Annotated in this window: 16 protein-coding genes; 8 read left to right on the top strand and 8 right to left on the bottom strand. The window is 39.4% G+C overall.

From position 1 onward, the window contains the following. Positions 1-141: 141 nt before the first annotated feature. The 4 genes from HT723_RS08705 to HT723_RS08690 all read left to right on the top strand — a co-directional run bounded on the left by HT723_RS08705 (position 142) and on the right by HT723_RS08690 (position 3,557). On the top strand, positions 142-1,293 hold the full coding sequence (locus tag HT723_RS08705) for an MFS transporter (RefSeq protein ID WP_172935044.1): 1,152 nt from the start codon (positions 142-144) through the stop codon (positions 1,291-1,293). Positions 1,294-1,605: 312 nt separating this feature from the next. Continuing rightward, complete coding sequence (gene truA / locus HT723_RS08700) at positions 1,606-2,355, top strand: tRNA pseudouridine(38-40) synthase TruA (protein ID WP_000199190.1); 750 nt, start codon at positions 1,606-1,608, stop codon at positions 2,353-2,355. Next, positions 2,345-3,118: a bifunctional hydroxymethylpyrimidine kinase/phosphomethylpyrimidine kinase gene (locus tag HT723_RS08695; RefSeq protein ID WP_000794765.1), complete on the top strand. Its 774-nt coding sequence runs from the start codon at positions 2,345-2,347 to the stop codon at positions 3,116-3,118. Before truA ends, HT723_RS08695 begins: the two co-directional genes overlap by 11 nt. Further along, positions 3,096-3,557, top strand: a complete 462-nt coding sequence (locus HT723_RS08690) for an ECF transporter S component (RefSeq protein WP_000814970.1) — start codon at positions 3,096-3,098, stop codon at positions 3,555-3,557. The genes HT723_RS08695 and HT723_RS08690 overlap by 23 nt, the downstream gene beginning before the upstream one ends. Before the next feature lie 146 nt (positions 3,558-3,703). On the opposite strand, the gene HT723_RS08685 is transcribed toward HT723_RS08690, so the two are convergent. Genes HT723_RS08685 through HT723_RS08670 form a run of 4 tightly spaced genes read right to left on the bottom strand, consistent with a single transcriptional unit; the run spans position 3,704 to position 6,991 of the window. Further along, positions 3,704-4,177, bottom strand: coding sequence for a GNAT family N-acetyltransferase (locus tag HT723_RS08685; protein WP_000155488.1), 474 nt, complete (start codon positions 4,175-4,177; stop codon positions 3,704-3,706). 48 nt (positions 4,178-4,225) lie between these two features. Beyond that, a complete protein-coding gene (locus HT723_RS08680) occupies positions 4,226-4,948 on the bottom strand; it encodes an ABC transporter permease (RefSeq protein ID WP_000191422.1) in 723 nt (240 codons plus the stop codon). A 1-nt stretch (position 4,949) separates the two neighbouring features. After that, on the bottom strand, positions 4,950-5,861 hold the full coding sequence (locus HT723_RS08675) for an ABC transporter ATP-binding protein (protein ID WP_050222883.1): 912 nt from the start codon (positions 5,859-5,861) through the stop codon (positions 4,950-4,952). Further along, the gene (locus HT723_RS08670) at positions 5,858-6,991 is read right to left on the bottom strand and encodes a ThiF family adenylyltransferase (protein WP_023936973.1); all 1,134 of its coding nucleotides are present in this window, start codon (positions 6,989-6,991) and stop codon (positions 5,858-5,860) included. Before HT723_RS08670 ends, HT723_RS08675 begins: the two co-directional genes overlap by 4 nt. 440 nt (positions 6,992-7,431) lie before the next feature. Between HT723_RS08670 and HT723_RS08665 the strand changes: the two genes are divergently transcribed. Both HT723_RS08665 and HT723_RS08660 read left to right on the top strand, forming a co-directional pair. Beyond that, entirely contained in the window at positions 7,432-8,139 is a 708-nt protein-coding gene (locus HT723_RS08665) for a LytTR family DNA-binding domain-containing protein (RefSeq protein WP_172935043.1), read from the top strand. Next, the gene (locus HT723_RS08660) at positions 8,139-9,407 is read left to right on the top strand and encodes a GHKL domain-containing protein (protein WP_000961370.1); all 1,269 of its coding nucleotides are present in this window, start codon (positions 8,139-8,141) and stop codon (positions 9,405-9,407) included. Before HT723_RS08665 ends, HT723_RS08660 begins: the two co-directional genes overlap by 1 nt. Positions 9,408-9,425: 18 nt before the next feature. Here HT723_RS08660 and HT723_RS08655 read toward each other — a convergent pair whose 3' ends face one another. The 4 genes from HT723_RS08655 to HT723_RS08640 form a co-directional block, all read right to left on the bottom strand. Then, positions 9,426-10,508: a Xaa-Pro peptidase family protein gene (locus tag HT723_RS08655; RefSeq protein ID WP_172935042.1), complete on the bottom strand. Its 1,083-nt coding sequence runs from the start codon at positions 10,506-10,508 to the stop codon at positions 9,426-9,428. 127 nt (positions 10,509-10,635) lie between these two features. Next, positions 10,636-11,418, bottom strand: a complete 783-nt coding sequence (gatD, locus tag HT723_RS08650; RefSeq protein ID WP_172935041.1) for a lipid II isoglutaminyl synthase subunit GatD — start codon at positions 11,416-11,418, stop codon at positions 10,636-10,638. Next, positions 11,418-12,761 (bottom strand): lipid II isoglutaminyl synthase subunit MurT, encoded by a 1,344-nt coding sequence (murT, locus tag HT723_RS08645; protein ID WP_172935040.1) that lies wholly within the window; start codon positions 12,759-12,761, stop codon positions 11,418-11,420. The genes gatD and murT overlap by 1 nt, the downstream gene beginning before the upstream one ends. 98 nt (positions 12,762-12,859) lie before the next feature. Next, on the bottom strand, positions 12,860-14,176 hold the full coding sequence (locus HT723_RS08640; protein ID WP_172935039.1) for an FAD-containing oxidoreductase: 1,317 nt from the start codon (positions 14,174-14,176) through the stop codon (positions 12,860-12,862). 192 nt (positions 14,177-14,368) lie between these two features. On the opposite strand from HT723_RS08640, the gene HT723_RS08635 reads away from it, so the two are divergent. Both HT723_RS08635 and HT723_RS08630 read left to right on the top strand, forming a co-directional pair. Further along, positions 14,369-15,595 carry an OFA family MFS transporter gene (locus tag HT723_RS08635; protein WP_172935038.1) on the top strand — a complete coding sequence of 409 codons (1,227 nt, stop codon included), beginning with the start codon at positions 14,369-14,371 and terminating at the stop codon, positions 15,593-15,595. A gap of 197 nt (positions 15,596-15,792) precedes the next feature. Further along, positions 15,793-17,367, top strand: a complete 1,575-nt coding sequence (locus HT723_RS08630; protein ID WP_172935037.1) for a DEAD/DEAH box helicase — start codon at positions 15,793-15,795, stop codon at positions 17,365-17,367. Positions 17,368-17,439: the final 72 nt, after the last annotated feature.

The following is a 17,439-nucleotide window of genomic DNA, read 5'->3' as shown; positions in this document are numbered from 1 at the left end:
ATTTTCATTGAGTATAAGACACAAGGGATTCATTTTCGAGTTTGAGAAGGAGTCTGTGTACCAATGAGGCTTCTTCTTTTCTTGCTTTTTTGATAACTATCAAAAAAGTAGAAGATTAAGAGAAATATAGAAAGAGATTTCATGAAACAATTTTTAGAACGGGCCAGCATTTTGGCTCTCTCCCTCGTTTTGATTACCTCCTTTTCCATTTCGAGTGCCCTACCAGCCATGTTTGACTATTATCAGGGTTATTCTAAGGAACAAATTGAGCTCTTGGTGAGCTTGCCTTCCTTTGGAATCATGATGATGTTACTGCTAAATGGTTTCTTGGAAAAAATATTTCCTGAGCGCTTACAGATTAGTTTGGGCTTGCTGATTTTATCATTGAGCGGTACAGCTCCCTTCTGGTACCAAGCCTATCCCTTTGTCTTTGGAACACGGCTTCTTTTTGGTTTAGGTGTTGGGATGATCAATGCCAAGGCCATTTCTATTATCAGTGAACGCTATCAAGGAAAAAGGCGAATTCAGATGTTAGGGCTACGCGCTTCTGCAGAGGTCGTTGGAGCTTCTCTCATTACCTTGGCCGTCGGTCAGTTGTTGGCCTTTGGTTGGACAGCTATCTTTCTAGCCTATAGTGCTGGATTTTTGGTGCTGCCCCTTTATCTGCTCTTTGTCCCTTATGGAAAATCAAAGAAAGAAGTCAAGAAAAGAGCGAAGGAAGCAAGTCGTTTAACTCGAGAAATGAAAGGCTTGATTTTTACCCTAGCTATCGAAGCGGCAGCTGTAGTTTGTACCAATACAGCTATTACCATCCGTATTCCAAGTTTGATGGTGGAAAGAGGATTGGGGGATGCCCAGTTATCTAGTTTTGTTCTTAGTCTCATGCAGTTAATCGGGATTGTGGCTGGAGTGAGTTTTTCTTTCTTGATTTCTATCTTTAAAGAGAAACTGCTCCTCTGGTCTGGTATTACATTTGGCTTGGGGCAAATCGTGATTGCCTTGTCTCCATCCTTGTGGGTGGTAGTAGCAGGAAGTGTTCTGGCTGGATTTGCCTATAGTGTAGTCTTGACGACGGTCTTTCAACTTGTCTCTGAACGAATTCCAGCTAAACTCCTCAATCAAGCAACTTCATTTGCAGTTTTAGGCTGTAGTTTCGGAGCTTTTACGACCCCATTCATTCTAGGTGCAATAGGGTTACTAACGCACAATGGGATGCTGGTCTTTAGTATCTTAGGAGGTTGGTTGATTGTAATCTCTATCTTTGTCATGTACCTACTTCAGAAGAGAGCTTAGGATTGATTCCTAAGTTTTTCTTTTGATACTCAATGAAAATCAAAGAGCATAGTTGATTGAGTTTGGAATAGTACGCTGTAGCTGCTAAAATATTTCTAGAAATTAATTTGACTTTCCTAATAGAATTATTCATATCTTATTTCAATCTACTATAGAAAGCTAGCCGCAGGTTGCTCAAAATAGTGTGTTGAGGTTGCAGATGGAAACTGACGTGGTTTGAAGAGATTTTCGAAGAGTATGAGATTTTTATACCCATACAATATTTGTTTTAGGTCCTTGTTTACAGACTAATTTCTTGATAAAATAGAGGTTATGACGAGATATAAAGCAACTATTTCCTATGATGGTTATGCCTTTGCTGGCTTTCAGCGCCAGCCTCATGCGCGTAGCGTTCAGGAAGAAATTGAAAAAACCTTGACCAGGTTAAATAAAGGGCAAGCTATTACTGTTCACGGTGCTGGTAGGACAGATAGTGGGGTTCATGCTCTGGGACAGGTGCTTCATTTTGACTTGCCCTATCAAATGGATGAGGAAAAACTTCGCTTTGCCTTGGACACCCAGTCCCCTGAAGATATTGATGTGATTTCGATTGATCTGGTAGCGGATGATTTTCATTGCCGTTATGCTAAGCATAGCAAGACCTATGAGTTTATCGTGGATAGAGGACGTCCCAAAAATCCGATGCGCCGTCACTATGCCACCCACTTCCCTTACCCACTTGATGTGGAGAGGATGCAGGAGGCCGTCAAAAAGCTAGAAGGAACCCATGATTTCACTGGCTTTACAGCCTCTGGGACTAGTGTAGAGGATAAGGTTCGCACTATTACAGAAGCCAGTCTTAGGGTTGATGAGACAGGCCAGTTTTTGACTTTTACCTTTTCAGGAAATGGTTTCTTGTATAAACAGATTCGCAATATGGTGGGGACACTGCTCAAAATCGGCAACAAGCGTATGCCAGTAGAGCAGATTGACCTGATCTTGGAGAAAAAGGACAGGCAGCTTGCAGGTCCCACTGCAGCACCAAATGGTTTATATTTAAAGGAGATTCGTTATGAAGAATAATCGTATTTTAGCACTTTCTGGAAATGATATTTTTAGTGGTGGTGGCCTGTCAGCTGATTTGGCTACCTATACTTTGAACGGCTTGCATGGCTTTGTAGCAGTGACTTGTTTGACAGCCTTGACAGAAAAAGGATTTGAAGTCTTTCCAACTGACGATACCATTTTTCAACATGAATTGGATAGCTTGCGTGATGTGGAGTTTGGGGGAATTAAGATTGGTCTTCTCCCTACTGTCAGTGTGGCTGAGAAGGCATTGGACTTTATCAAGAAACGCCCAGGAGTGCCTGTGGTATTGGACCCTGTCTTGGTCTGCAAGGAAACGCACGACGTAGCAGTTAGTGAACTTTGCCAAGAGTTGATTCGCTTTTTCCCTTATGTCAGTGTGATTACGCCTAACCTCCCAGAAGCAGAATTATTAGCTGGTCAAGAAATCAAAACCTTGGAAGACATGAAAACTGCAGCGCAGAAATTGCATGATTTAGGAGCGCCAGCAGTCATTATTAAGGGAGGCAATCGCCTTAGTCAGGACAAGGCTGTGGATGTCTTTTATGATGGACAAAACTTTACAGTTCTAGAAAATCCTGTCATTCAAGGGCAAAATGCTGGTGCAGGTTGTACCTTTGCTTCCAGCATTGCCAGTCATCTAGTCAAAGGTGATGAACTTTTACCAGCAGTAGAAAGCTCAAAGGCTTTCGTTTACCGTGCCATTGCACAGGCAGATCAGTATGGAGTAAGACAATATGAAGCAAACCAAAACAACTAAAATCGCCCTTGTATCCCTCTTAACCGCCCTTTCTGTGGTTCTAGGCTATTTCTTAAAAATTCCAACACCGACAGGTATTCTAACTCTTTTAGATGCGGGTGTTTTCTTTGCGGCCTTTTACTTTGGTAGTCGTGAAGGAGCTGTAGTCGGAGGACTAGCAGGTTTCTTGATTGACCTCTTATCAGGCTATCCTCAGTGGATGTTCTTTAGCTTGGTCAACCATGGCTTGCAGGGATTTTTCGCAGGATTTAAAGGAAAAACTCAGTGGTTAGGCCTTATCTTAGCAACGATTGCCATGGTAGGGGGTTACGCCTTGGGTTCTACATTGATGAATGGCTGGGCAGCAGCCCTACCAGAAATTTTACCAAATTTCATGCAAAATATGGTAGGGATGATTGTAGGATTTATTCTTAGTCAAAGTATCAAGAAGATTAAGTAAAGAGGCTGAGTCAAAAGTCTTTCAAATAAGAAAAACGCATAGTATCAGGTTTGAAAAGCTTGATACTATGCGTTTTATTGTGGGAAGATTTTCCTCATTTTCTAGTGAAATTGAACTTTTTCTAACATCTTTTTATAGATTACTTCTTAATCAATTATCATTTCCATTGTTGTTTCTTGGGGTTTCATCCCTTGTCTTTGATAAAAGCGGAGAGCACCCTCGTTATCATTCCAGACACTTAGGGTTAGATTATGGCAGCCAATTTCTTTAGCATAATTGAGAGCGAATTGATAGAGTTGATCACCAATTTTTTGACCACGAGCATTTTGATCTACACATAAATCTTTGATAAAAAGGGTTTTGATTTCTTGGAGAACAGGATTATCTGTTTTATCTTTTATGGTACAAAATAGGTGTCCGAGAACTTGTCCCTTCTCATCTTCAAAAACAAAAATAGGGGTATGTTCTTGAGAGAGAATATTTTGCAACTCAGAGGAACTATATTTAGTCCCAGTTTGCTTAAAAATATCTGGTCGAGCTTGGTGGTGAAGCGTAAGGATTTGTTGTAATAAATCGAGTAATTTAGGAATATCTTCTTGTTTAGCTTTTCGAATAGTCATGAAGGTTCTTTTTATTGGCTTAGTCTATAAGAAAAGCTTTAGGAGCAATCATTTTTCTTTATGAAGAGTTCTTAAAATAATTAACTGTGTTGACATAATCCAAAGAATGAGAATACTCATGTCCAATAGAGAAACATTTCCGTAGTCGTAAAGGCTGGCTCGCAGAAGATTTGAGGAAGGGACGAAAGGGAGGGCACGGTAAAGATGGTTTACCCACTCAGGTAGTCGATCTGCAGGATACATGAGTGGTGAGAACATGAGTCCAATCATAAGAATTAGCTGCGACATAAGGGTTACTGTATTTGGAGAAAAGGTGTAGGCTATAGCAAATCCCAGACTAATCATAGTAAGACAAATCAGAAGCACAATAAAAACACCAAGAAAAGATGGATGGAGACGAACAGAAAAACGGACATACCCAAGTAGAATAGAAATAAAAACTCCCGGCAAAATGGCAATTAACCACATCCACAAGTCAGCGAGAGAAATGAATATCCTAGGGATGGGTAAGGCACGAATATAATCAAAATGCCCTTCCAACTTATCATTTGCTATAACAGGGGAGGAAATTGTACAACCCATGGAGATAATTCCAATTAAAACAGAACCAGACGAAAGATAGTAGGCAGTAGTCGAATCGATATCGCCAATAACTAGAGGGTAGCCAAAAAGAAGAGAAATGGATAAGAGGAGCTGTGCTAGTGTAAAAAGGATGAAAAGCTCTTTTTGGCGCAAGTAGTTCCAATGAAGTAAGTAAAAAAATTGAGTCATATTAGTTGGTTAGCTCCTCTCTATAAAGGTCAGAAATAGTCAATGTTTTTTGATGAAGAGAGAGATTGGAAATTGTTTTTTGACCAAGTTCTTCTGTCAGTTGTGCTATCAATGGAGCTAGACTTCTTTCCTCAATCTCTAATTGACAACTAACACCATTGATAATTGTATAATCTTCTATTTTGTCTAATATACTTTTAGTCTTAAAATCAAAGCTTATCTGATACAGTTTGTCATGGATGATTTGCTTAACCTTTCCTGATTTGAGCAATCTACCATTATTAAAGAGGGCGTAATTATCTGCATATTTTTCAACCTCCAGAAGATTATGAGTAACGATAATAATGGTATGCCCCTTGCTAGCTAACTTTTGCAATAATTGCCATTGCTTTTCACGACGAATGGGGTCAACATCATTTGTTGGTTCGTCAAGAAGAATGATGTCTGAGCTACCGATTAGTGTCATAGCGAAGGAAGTTAGTCTTTTGAGACCGCCCGAAAGATCCTTACCTTTTTTGTAACGATAGTCTTCAATTTCTAAATCAGTGAGAAGCTGGCTGATTGCTTTTTCTAGTTCTTGGGAACTCAATCCTCGCATTTTTCCAAGTATTTCTAAATTTTGTTCTACGGTTAATTTGTCGAGTGGGGCATATTGTTGAGACATATAACTAATTAAGGTGCGTGCTTGTTTACGATTGTATATAAAAGAAATATCACCATACAAAATATCTCCTTGGTCAGGTTTAGTAAAACCAATCATTTGATTCAATAGAGTAGATTTTCCAGCTCCATTGTGTCCCAAAAAAGCCGTGATTTTTGCTGGTGATATTTCTAAGGAAATATGATTATTGGCTAAGTGCTGACCATCAAAAGATTTAGTCAAATTATCAATTACGAGTTTTGCAGTTGTCATAACTTTAATTCTCCGTACTTAGAAAAAATTTCCCAATCGTCTTCTTTACCTGTGCCGCATGTTGGACATTCATCAAGATAGCGTCCCCAAGAATCGTGTGTGAATGAGGCTCCGTTTTCATAATTGATTTCGTATTGATGGTTAAGGCTAATTGGTTCCGTATATTGAGTTAATAATCGGATAGTTTCATCAACAATGGCAGAAGTCAGTTGAAATATTGCTGGACCATAGGCTATTGTAGGGATTGTTTTTGTAATCGTACGAACACCGTGGAATTGTTCAAGGAATAGAGTGTCAATTTTTGTATAATAAATATTTAAACAATCAAAACAGCCTGTTTGGTAAGGGATAACTGAATAGACACGACCACGACTAACTTGACTGGCGCCAAATATACAGGGAATATTTTTTGTAACGATTGCTTTATTTACGATACGTTGAATATCATATTGAGGTTCATCAATCACACATATCGTAATATCAACATCATCAAGTAAAGGAATCAAGTCACTTACAGAGGTGATACGTATATTATGGGTTTCTACTTCAATATCGGAATTCATTTTTGTAACTTCTCTATGGGCAATTTGAACTTTAGATAAGCCAATATCATCTTCCTTGTATAGAAATTGTCTTCCTAGATTACTTTGCTCAACAATGTCAAAATCCACTATTTTTATCTTTTTAGGTCCCAAGCCTGCTAGTAATGTCAGTATGTTAGAACCCCCACCACCAAGACCTAGTAAAAGGATAGTAGACTGATGAATTTTTTTCTGTGTTGCAATACTATCTTGGAAGCTATTTAAATAGCGACTGAAATAATATATATTTGAATGATAACGTTCTTTAATATCCTGAATTTCGCCCGCTTCTTCGAGAACCCCCTCATTATCTAAGAGTTCAAGAGCGCCTGTGATGTCTTCTTCAGTTAAATCATCATATTTTGTTAGCATGATATTGAGAATATCTTGAAAAGGACGTCCGTCCAAAATATTGACTAAATTCCACATTTTATTATTATCATCCTTAATTTCTGTGGTTATACCAATTTGTAGCCCAATCCTAAATAAATTTTTATGAAGTTTATAAACAGGATATATTTCTTTTATTCTTGGATGATAGAATTTCATTTTAACCTCACTATTTTATTAAAAAAGGAAGACGAGGTGATTATAAATCATATATCCTCGTCTTGCAACTCCCAGTTCCTATTACAAATGGAAATAAGTAGAAAGAAAATGGTGAACCTATCTACTCAATTCCAACAGTAGGAATAAATAGAAAAGAACTCCTCTAAAAACTCAATTTTAAAATGCTAATTTTTCAACCTTTTCTGGTTACTAAACATAGAAAACCGGTAGTTTTTAGAGGTGCCCAAAATTTAGAAAACACCCCAGCTAATATCAGTTTTAGCAATAACTTTACGCACTTGAATATTTTTCATTTTTGTAACTCCTTTCATATTTGATAAGAATATTGTATAATAAATTAACGATTTTTTTATCAGCATGTCATAATTGACGTATTTGACGTTATAATTGGCAAAATCATGCTTGTAGTGAGGAATTTGATGTTAAAAATTGCGATTTGTGATGATTCTAATAGGGATGGTAGTCAGCTAGAAAACTTACTCTTATCTTATAAGGACATCAAAATAGAAACGAGTGTTTATACGAATCCCCAAAAACTATTAGAACAATTGACAGGGAAGTACAGTTGTGTTTTTTTGGATATCGAGATGCCACAGATAACAGGAATTGATATGGCACAAAAAATCCGTAAGGTAAACCCTTTTATCCCGATTATCTTTGTTACCAGTTATCGAGATTATATGGAGCAGGTTTTTGAAGTGCAGACTTTTGATTATTTACTTAAACCAGTGACTTCTAAAAAATTATATAAAACTCTGGATAGAGTGGTACGTTTTTTGAATTTAGGGCAAGCTGTATTTACGTTTACTTTTGGAAAGCAGCATTATTCACTGCCTTTAGATGACATTGTATTTTTTGAAAAGGATAAGCGTGCTGTCTTTATTTACACTAAAGATCAGACTTACAAAGCTTTGCTTAAAACGAAAGATATTTTAGAGAAATTACCTGATTACTTTATTCAAATTCATTCTTCCTATATTATCAATCCTAGATATGTGACAGAGTTTGATTCGCAAATAGTCACAATTTTAAATGGAATGGATGAAAATCACCTTCCAATTAGCCGAAAATTTCAAACGTCTTTTAGAGAAAAGTATTATTATTATCTGAGTGAGAGGAATTTTTAATGTTAGTCAGTTTGCGGATTGTGAGTATTCTGTTTGATTTATTTTTGGGAATTATTTTCTTTTATAGACCTCTGTCCCAAAAAGAAAAGTCTAGGAGAATTTGTATCTTTACTTCTCTCCTTTTATTTTTCCATGCCTTGTTGACGATATTATTTTCAGGAGCTAATCTTTTCTTAGTAGGGAATCTTATTCTCAGTATCGCAGAGTATTATTTTTTAGGTCTTTATTTTGGATATGCTGTTCAAGAATCTTCGTTTTGGATTTTTTGTCAGATGAGTCTAACTTTACTAGCTGGTACTATACTCAATCAAGCAGTGCAACTATTTTCCCCTTTATCAGTCATTTCAGAAAATCTAATAGCCATGCTTTTTTATCTCGCTGTAGCTTTTCTTTTATCATTGCTAGTGACCCTGGTTCTTCGACAACTTTTTCGTGCACATCAAAAGTTAGTTTATACTGTTTCTAAAGGGACTTGGTTATACCAGTTTATTGTACCATTTTTGTCCATTTGTTTTGCTTTTACAGTATCAGCGATTCAAGGGCAAGTGTTTGAGAAGGATTATCTTTCTTTTGTTTCTGTATTAGCCCTCATTGTGTTAACGTTCTCTTCTCTCTATTTCACACTATATCTTTCTCAGCAACAACAGAGGTATTATCAAAGCATACTAGAGACGGAACAGATGACCTTTCAACTGAGAGAAATGAAACAATCTAAAAAAGATTATAGGAGGATTCAAAGGATTCAACACGATTTGAAAAATCAACATTTAATCCTCCTTGCACTTTTAAAAGAAGATCCTGAACAAGCGAAGTCTTATCTCCAAAGCATGACAAATAGTATAGAGAACCAAACTGTCTGTTACTCCAAGAATACAACAATTAACTTTTTACTCAATCAAAAATTACAGGATAAGGTAGAGGACATACAATTGGAAATTGATTGTTTTGTACCTCAACGATTAGAAATCAATCCAGATATTTTAGCGGTTTTACTTGGTAATTTGTTGGACAATAGTCTTGAAGCCTGTATGCGCTTGAGTAATAAAGAAGATAGGGTCTTGATCTTAGGAATACGATATTTTCAGAAGAAACTCTTTATTGCTATCGAGAATTCATTTGATGAGAATGAATTGGTAATACGAAAGGAACGTCAGACAGAGGGATGGGGGCTTAAAAATATTGAGAGACTTGTAACCAATCATAGGGGAACAATGAAGAATTTCATTCAGAATGGACGTCATAAAACAGAAGTGATTCTTCTTGTCTAACTAGGGTTTGTTGCTATCTTAATCAAAATAAAGCAAGTCTTTGCTGGTGCTTGTAAAGAGGTCGAAGCCATCCTTGGTAACAACACCGCAGTCTTCGATACGGACACCGACCTTACCAGGGATATAGATACCTGGTTCAACAGAGAAGCACATGCCTTCTTCGATGACCATGTCGTTTCCTTCCATGATAGATGGGAATTCGTGGACATCCATACCGATACCGTGACCGAGACGGTGGTTGAAGTACTCACCGTAACCAGCTTTTTCGATGACTTCACGGGCAGCGCGGTCCACTTCATGGGCAGTCACACCCGGCTTGATAAAGTCAAGAGCAGCTTGTTGGGCTTCAAGGGTCAAGTTGTAAATATCTTTCTTGAATTGGTCAGGTTTGCCGACTGCGACTGTACGAGTCATATCTGACGCATAGCCGTTGACTAGAACACCCAGGTCAAAGAGGAGAAGAGCATTATTTTCAACTTTGTTAGCTGCTGGAATGCCGTGTGGATTTGCAGCGTTATCGCCAGTCAAGACCATAGTATCAAAACTCATTTCATAACCTTCACGCTTCATGGCAAAGTCGATTTGGGCGATGATATCTGTCTCTGTCTTATCAAGAGAAATATTGTTAAAACCAACATGAACAGCCTTGTCAGCATAAAGACCTGCAACCATCATTTTTTGCACTTCGTCAGCTGATTTGATGAGGCGCATGCGTTGGATACGAGGTGTGAGGTTTTCAAACTCAGCAGTTTCAAAGACTATTTTCAAGCCATGATATTTGGTCAAGATAAGATTGTCAAACTCAACAGCGACACGTTTGAAGGCAAGCTGTGGAAGAGTATGTTTGATTTTTTGCCATGGATTTTCAGAATCGACATAGCCCACTACTGGGAAGGAAACGGTGCTACTTGCACGTTCTACTTCAAGAGCTGGGACAAAGAGGAGAGGTTCCTGATCTGCTAGGACAAAGAGGAACATTTGGCGTTCATGGGGATCACTGTAAAAATCAGTGAGGTAATTGATTGTGACGGGGTCAGATACGACAGCGACGTCTAGTTTTTCTGATTCAAGATATGTTAGGATTTGTTGTAATTTAGACATATGCTACCTTCTTTCTACCCCTCTATTTTGGCAAAAAATGAGAGAAAATGCAAGGGAGAAGGGTAAAAGAACAGACAAAAAGAACTCCGACAAGATAACGGAGTTCTTTGATATAGTTTCACTTTGTTTAAGAAAAGTCAGCCTTCCTTTTGACGTCACTGTATTCTTCAGAGATTTCTTGGCTGAGAATGTCCTCATAGGCAGGGAGTTGGATGTCCTGACCATATTTCTTCTTGAGGGCAGTAGTGACCAGTCGATAGGCCAGATTGGCATTGCGAGAGAGGATAGGTCCGTGGAAGTAGGAACCAAAGACATTCTTATAATGAACCCCTTCACCGCCCTTTTCTTCGTTGTTTCCATTTCCATAGACAACCTGTCCCAGCGGTTTTTGGTCATCAGAGAGGAAGGTACGACCTTGGTGATTTTCAAAGCCATAGTAGGTTTCATCGAAATCTTCATTGTGAATCCTGATATCCCCGATAAAACGGTTATTGGTCTGGTTGAGCGTGTAGTGTCCCATGACCCCTAGCCCTTCGATACGTTTTCCTGAAGCTTCAACATAATATTGACCCAATAGTTGGAAACCACCGCAGATAGCCAGAACTACACCGTCGTTTTGGATGTAGTTGTCAATGCTCTCTTTTTTAGCAGGTAGGTCGTCTGCAATGATACTTTGTTCAAAGTCTTGACCACCACCGAAAAAGGCGATGTCGTAGTGATTTTCATCAAAGTCATCATGGAGAGAAACGATGTCAACGGTCACATGTGCTCCCAGTTTTTCAGCCACATACTTGAGCATGAGGATGTTTCCATTGTCCCCGTAGGTATTCATGAGATTTCCGTAGAGGTGGGCAATATTGATCTGATAAGGGTAATTGCCAGCTTTTGAGGAAAGTGAAGTATAAACCATTAGTTCATCTCCTTTCTAACAATCTGACGACTAGCCAGCAGTTCGCGGAATTCCAGCATAGCAGTATAGGTAGCTAGGATATAGGCATGCTTGCAGTCTTGGTTCTCAATGGTCTTAAGAACTTGTTCCAGACTACTTGTTTCAGTGATTTTCTCAGCTGGATAGCCTGTTACTCGTAGACGACGTGCAATTTCAGAATGGCGAACACCGCCAGCGTTGATTTCAGGAATGTCCATGTCAGTGATTTGCTCAAAGTCTGCATCCCAGATCCAGCTAGTGTCAATTCCATCTGCATAGTTGGCATTAAGGAGGACAGATAGGCTAAATGGATAAGGTGCTAGTTTGATCATTTCGATAGCTTGGGTTGCACCGACTGGATTTTTAATCAAGACAAGGGTACATTCCTTGTCACCGATATGAAAGGTTTCTTGGCGTCCAAAGACAGCACGGCTCTTGTCAAATCCCTGTTTGATGAGTTGGGAATCTGCGCCGAGGAAACGGGCGATGGCAACCGCAGCTAGGGCGTTGTAGATATTGTAGAGACCGCCGATTTGGATACCGTATTCTTGGCCGTCTATGACAAAGCGAGAGCGATTGTTGGTCAACTCAACCAGTTTTGTCAAACGATAGTCGAGATCAGGACGTTTACATCCACAACCTTCACAGATATAGGCACCCAAGTTTGCATAGGTATTATGCTCATATTTGAGGATGCCTTGACAGTCAGGACAGAGAATCCCTTCGGTATTGTAGTGAGCCAGTTGGGCTGGTCCTTTTTCCAAGTCAAAACCAAAATACTGTATAGGATTTGGGAAAGATGGTTTGTAGAAAAGTGGGCTGTCTCCGTTAAGGAGAACAGTAGCAGTTGGAACTTTCCGAATGGCATCCAATATCATGTTATAGGTAGTATAGATTTCACCGAAACGATCCATCTGATCACGGAAGATATTAGTAATGACAAAAAGACTAGGCTGGATATAGTCACAGATACGAGATAGACTGGCTTCGTCAATTTCGAGGACGGCAATATTTTTCCCAGTTTTTGAAGATTTGGCTGTTAGGAAGGTTGTTGCAATTCCTGTAATCATGTTGGCACCGCTTGGGTTGGTTAGAACTTGACCATAAACCTCTTTTAAAATGCCGACAGTGAGGGCAGTTGTCAGGGTTTTTCCATTTGTTCCAGTGACCACGACAATCTCGTAGTTCTTAGCTAGGTTTTGTAAAATATCTTTATCAAATTGAAGGGCGACTTTCCCTGGGAGCGTACTTCCACGTCCAAGACGGCTTAAAACGAAGTGGGAAGAACACCCAGCAAGAAGGCCCAAAGTAGTTTTTAAGTTCATGTTTCTATTATATCACAAAAGAGGGAAAAGACAGATTTGAGATTCCGCAGAAGTAAAAACAGCCCAAAGAGGGCTGTCAGTTAAGATGTGATCTCAACTTAAATCGCAAACAAGTCATTCAAGTTCTCAGCCAAAGTTGGGTGAGTGAAGATTTGTTTTGTGAAGTAAGTGTAAGGAATCTTGTTGTCCATAGCAACAGTGATGATGTTGATGATTTCTTGAGAACCTTCTGAGAAGATGCTTGCTCCAAGAATTTCTTTGGTTTCAGTATTAACAACAGCTTTGAAAGCTCCGCGAAGGTTTCCATTTACGTGACCACGAGGCATGGCTGCAACAGGAATTTCCTTAACAGTGTATGGAAGTTTCAAATCTGCTGCTTGGCTTTCAGTCAAACCAACTTGTGAAAGTGCAGGTGTGATAAACATGGTGTTTGGTACATTGAGACGGTCTTCAAGTGTGTAGCTGCCATCTCCAGCAAGGTAGCTGTAGACAACACGGAAGTCATCAAGTGAAATGTAAGTAAATTGAAGGCCACCGTTGACATCCCCAACTGCAAATACACCAGGAACGTTTGTTTGACAATGTTTGTCTACTTTAATAGCACCACGTTCAGTAAGTTCAATATCTGTATTTTCAAGTTGAAGTGGTTCTACATTTGGTTTACGTCCAGTTGCGTAGAGAAGGGCATCGAAACGGTAAGTTTCGTCTTCAGTTACGATAAGCACTTGGTCACCGTCGTTTTTAATTTCAGTAGTATGGATATTTTGAAGCAATTCAATACCGTCTTCTTCCAGGTATTGTTTAGCAAGAGCTGCGATGGAAGGTTCTGCACGAGGTAGGAATGTATCCAAGGCATCTAGGACTGTAACCTTGCTTCCAAGTTTGTTGTAAAGGCCAGCAAATTCAAGACCGATATTTCCACCACCAAGGACTCCAAGTTTTTCAGGCAATTTGTCCAAATTTTGGATACCTGTTGAGTCAAAGACGTTCTTGCTTGTAGCAAGTCCAGGGATAGGCAAGACGTTTGAAACAGCACCAGTGTTGATGACGATTGTTTCAGCAGTCAGTTCTTTCTTTTCATCACCAGCTTGGATTTCGATGACTTTATTTGAAAGGAAGTGAGCTTCCGCATCAAAGATATCCACGCCTGTACCAGCAACAGTCGCATAGTTTTTACCGTTGAGGCGACCAGTGATAGTATTTTTGGTAGCAATGACTTCTTCAAAAGACAAGCCCTTCTCAGCAGCAACTAGCAAGGTTTTAGTTGGGATACAACCAATGTTGATACAAGTTCCACCATACATAGCTTTGCTACGTTCAACGAGGGCAACTTTTTTACCAGCTGAAGCCAATTTACCAGCTAGTGTTTTACCAGCTTTACCAAATCCAATAACAATTAAATCGTATGTTAACATTTATAGTTCCTCCTATTCGCATTTCATTCTAGCACAAGAAAAAAACTTTTGCACAATTCTGCTACGAAAAAGACAGAAAAGATAAAAACGCTTTCCAGACAAAAAACTAGTAATTTTTTGACAAGCTTGATAAACTAAAATCCTATCTATTTTTATATAAGATAGAATAAATGTTCGAAAATAGGAGGTTTTATGAAATCGAATCGTTATATTATTGCCTTTGCTGGGGTCATTTTACACTTAATGCTGGGTTCGACTTATGCCTGGAGTGTTTATCGCAACCCTATTATTGAAAAAACGGGATGGGATCAGGCTTCTGTTGCCTTTGCCTTTAGTCTAGCAATCTTTTGTTTGGGCTTATCGGCTGCATTTATGGGGCGTTTGGTAGAAAAATTTGGTCCGAGAGTCATGGGGAGTCTATCTGCTTTTCTATACGCAGGTGGAAATATCCTAACAGGATTTGCAATAGACCGTCAAGAACTGTGGTTGTTGTATCTGGCTTATGGCATTTTAGGTGGGCTTGGTTTGGGAGCAGGCTATATTACCCCTGTGTCAACGATTATAAAATGGTTTCCTGATAAACGTGGTCTCGCAACAGGTTTAGCGATTATGGGGTTTGGTTTTGCTTCTTTATTGACTAGTCCCATAGCGCAACATCTCATCGCAGGGGTAGGGCTTGTAGAAACTTTTTATATTTTAGGTGCAAGTTACTTTATTATCATGCTCCTAGCTTCACAATTCATTAAGCGTCCAAATGAGCAAGAACTTGCAATTTTATCTGTTTCAGGGAAAGAAAAAACAGACTCTCTGACGCAAGGGATGACTGCAAATCAGGCTCTAAAAAGCAATCGGTTTTATATACTTTGGATTATTTTCTTTATCAGCATAGCTTGTGGTTTAGGCTTAATTTCAGCGGCATCGCCAATGGCACAGGAGATGGCTGGCTTGTCTACAAGTCATGCAGCAGTAATGGTGGGTGTTTTGGGGATTTTTAATGGATTTGGTCGCTTGCTCTGGGCGAGTTTGTCTGACTATATCGGTCGCCCTCTAACCTTTAGTATATTACTGCTTGTCAATCTTTTCTTTTCTCTTTCACTTTGGATCTTTACAGATTCCGTTTTATTTGTAGTCGCTATGTCTATTTTGATGACTTGCTATGGAGCTGGTTTTTCATTGATTCCAGCTTATCTCAGTGATATTTTTGGAACCAAGGAATTGGCCGCTCTGCATGGTTATATTTTAACGGCTTGGGCAATGGCTGGTTTAGCGGGACCTATTTTATTAGCAGAGACTTATAAAATGGCTCATTCTTACACACAAACCTTGTTCGTTTTTATCATTTTATATAGTATCGCCTTGGCTTTGTCTTATTATCTAGGTCGTTCAATCAAAAAGGAAAGCCAAAAACCGTTTACATGATTTTCTGTAGAAATGGGGCTATCTTTTGCTCTTGTCTTGTGTTATACTAGATAGGTTGCAAAGAAAACAGTACTTTTCTTTTGTGGAAAAGAAGCAACACGATTTTGTATCCAGTATATGAAAATACGTCATAAAAAGAAAAGTATACACTAAGCCCTATAGGGTGGCTTCGCACCACCTTTAGAAAGAAGAATAACGTGAAATTTAATGAATTAAACTTGTCTGCTGATTTGCTAGCAGAGATTGAAAAAGCTGGTTTTGTAGAAGCCAGTCCGATCCAAGAACAAACCATTCCTTTGGCTCTAGAAGGCAAGGACGTTATCGGTCAAGCTCAGACTGGTACAGGAAAAACCGCAGCCTTTGGCTTGCCAACCCTTGAAAAAATCCGTACAGAAGAAGCGACCATCCAAGCCTTGGTCATCGCTCCAACTCGTGAACTAGCTGTCCAAAGTCAAGAAGAACTATTCCGCTTTGGTCGTAGCAAGGGAGTCAAAGTCCGTTCAGTATATGGTGGATCAAGCATTGAAAAACAAATTAAGGCTCTTAAATCTGGTGCCCATATCGTGGTGGGAACTCCAGGTCGCCTCTTGGACTTGATTAAACGCAAGGCCTTGAAATTACAAGATATTGAAACGCTCATCCTTGACGAAGCGGATGAAATGCTCAACATGGGCTTCCTTGAGGACATTGAAGCTATCATCTCCCGTGTCCCTGAAAGCCGTCAAACTTTGCTTTTCTCAGCAACTATGCCAGATTCCATCAAACGTATCGGTGTTCAGTTTATGAAAGAACCTGAGCATGTGAAGATTGCGGCTAAGGAATTGACAACAGAATTGGTTGATCAATACTACATCCGAGTTAAAGAACAAGAAAAATTTGATACTATGACTCGTCTCATGGATGTGGAACAACCAGAGCTTGCTATCGTATTTGGTCGTACCAAACGTCGTGTGGATGAATTGACTCGTGGTTTGAAAATCCGTGGCTTCCGTGCAGAAGGAATTCATGGAGACCTAGACCAAAACAAACGTCTTCGTGTCCTTCGTGACTTTAAAAATGGCAATCTTGATGTTTTGGTTGCGACAGACGTGGCAGCGCGTGGCTTGGATATTTCAGGTGTGACCCATGTCTATAACTACGATATTCCACAAGATCCTGAAAGTTATGTTCACCGTATCGGTCGTACAGGTCGTGCTGGTAAGTCAGGTCAGTCGATTACTTTCGTATCACCAAATGAAATGGGCTACCTTCAAATCATTGAAAACTTGACTAAGAAACGTATGAAAGGTCTCAAACCTGCAAGTGCAGAAGAAGCCTTCCAAGCTAAAAAACAAGTAGCTCTCAAGAAAATCGAACGTGATTTTGCAGATGAAACCATTCGTGCTAACTTTGAGAAATTTGGTAAGGATGCTCGTAAGCTAGCTGCCGAATTTACTCCAGAAGAATTGGCAATGTATATCTTGAGTCTGACTGTTCAAGACCCAGATAGCCTTCCAGAAGTGGAGATTGCGCGTGAAAAACCACTACCATTTAAACCATCAGGTAATGGCTTTGGTGGTAAAGCTAAGGGAGGTCGTCGTGGAGATGACCGTCGTGATAATCGCCGTGGAGACAACCGTCGTGGTGGTCGCCGTGATGATTTCAAAAAAGGAAGTCGTGGCAACGATCGTTTTGATAAGGAAAAACGTTACCGTAAGGATAATAAAAAACCACGCAATACTTCAAGTGAAAAGCAAACAGGCTTTGTTATTCGTAACAAGGGAGATAAATAAGAAAAAGCGGTTCAAAATGAATCGCTTTTTTATATAAGGAGACCGAATGTGAAAAGATAATACTCAATGAAA

The sequence above is a fragment of the Streptococcus sp. 2106 genome (assembly GCF_013277315.1).
Taxonomy (GTDB): Bacteria; Bacillota; Bacilli; order Lactobacillales; family Streptococcaceae; genus Streptococcus; species Streptococcus pseudopneumoniae.
Note: the sequence above shows the minus strand (reverse complement) of the source record. Positions and strands in the feature narration are given on the sequence as shown.

Coding starts and splice junctions, on each gene's coding strand:
- HT723_RS08705 (WP_172935044.1), top strand. CDS start 142: ATGAAACAATTTTTAGAACGGGCCAGCATTTTGGCTCTCTCCCTCGTT.
- truA (WP_000199190.1), top strand. CDS start 1,606: ATGACGAGATATAAAGCAACTATTTCCTATGATGGTTATGCCTTTGCT.
- HT723_RS08695 (WP_000794765.1), top strand. CDS start 2,345: ATGAAGAATAATCGTATTTTAGCACTTTCTGGAAATGATATTTTTAGT.
- HT723_RS08690 (WP_000814970.1), top strand. CDS start 3,096: ATGAAGCAAACCAAAACAACTAAAATCGCCCTTGTATCCCTCTTAACC.
- HT723_RS08685 (WP_000155488.1), bottom strand. CDS start 4,177: ATGACTATTCGAAAAGCTAAACAAGAAGATATTCCTAAATTACTCGAT.
- HT723_RS08680 (WP_000191422.1), bottom strand. CDS start 4,948: ATGACTCAATTTTTTTACTTACTTCATTGGAACTACTTGCGCCAAAAA.
- HT723_RS08675 (WP_050222883.1), bottom strand. CDS start 5,861: ATGACAACTGCAAAACTCGTAATTGATAATTTGACTAAATCTTTTGAT.
- HT723_RS08670 (WP_023936973.1), bottom strand. CDS start 6,991: ATGAAATTCTATCATCCAAGAATAAAAGAAATATATCCTGTTTATAAA.
- HT723_RS08665 (WP_172935043.1), top strand. CDS start 7,432: ATGTTAAAAATTGCGATTTGTGATGATTCTAATAGGGATGGTAGTCAG.
- HT723_RS08660 (WP_000961370.1), top strand. CDS start 8,139: ATGTTAGTCAGTTTGCGGATTGTGAGTATTCTGTTTGATTTATTTTTG.
- HT723_RS08655 (WP_172935042.1), bottom strand. CDS start 10,508: ATGTCTAAATTACAACAAATCCTAACATATCTTGAATCAGAAAAACTA.
- gatD (WP_172935041.1), bottom strand. CDS start 11,418: ATGGTTTATACTTCACTTTCCTCAAAAGCTGGCAATTACCCTTATCAG.
- murT (WP_172935040.1), bottom strand. CDS start 12,761: ATGAACTTAAAAACTACTTTGGGCCTTCTTGCTGGGTGTTCTTCCCAC.
- HT723_RS08640 (WP_172935039.1), bottom strand. CDS start 14,176: ATGTTAACATACGATTTAATTGTTATTGGATTTGGTAAAGCTGGTAAA.
- HT723_RS08635 (WP_172935038.1), top strand. CDS start 14,369: ATGAAATCGAATCGTTATATTATTGCCTTTGCTGGGGTCATTTTACAC.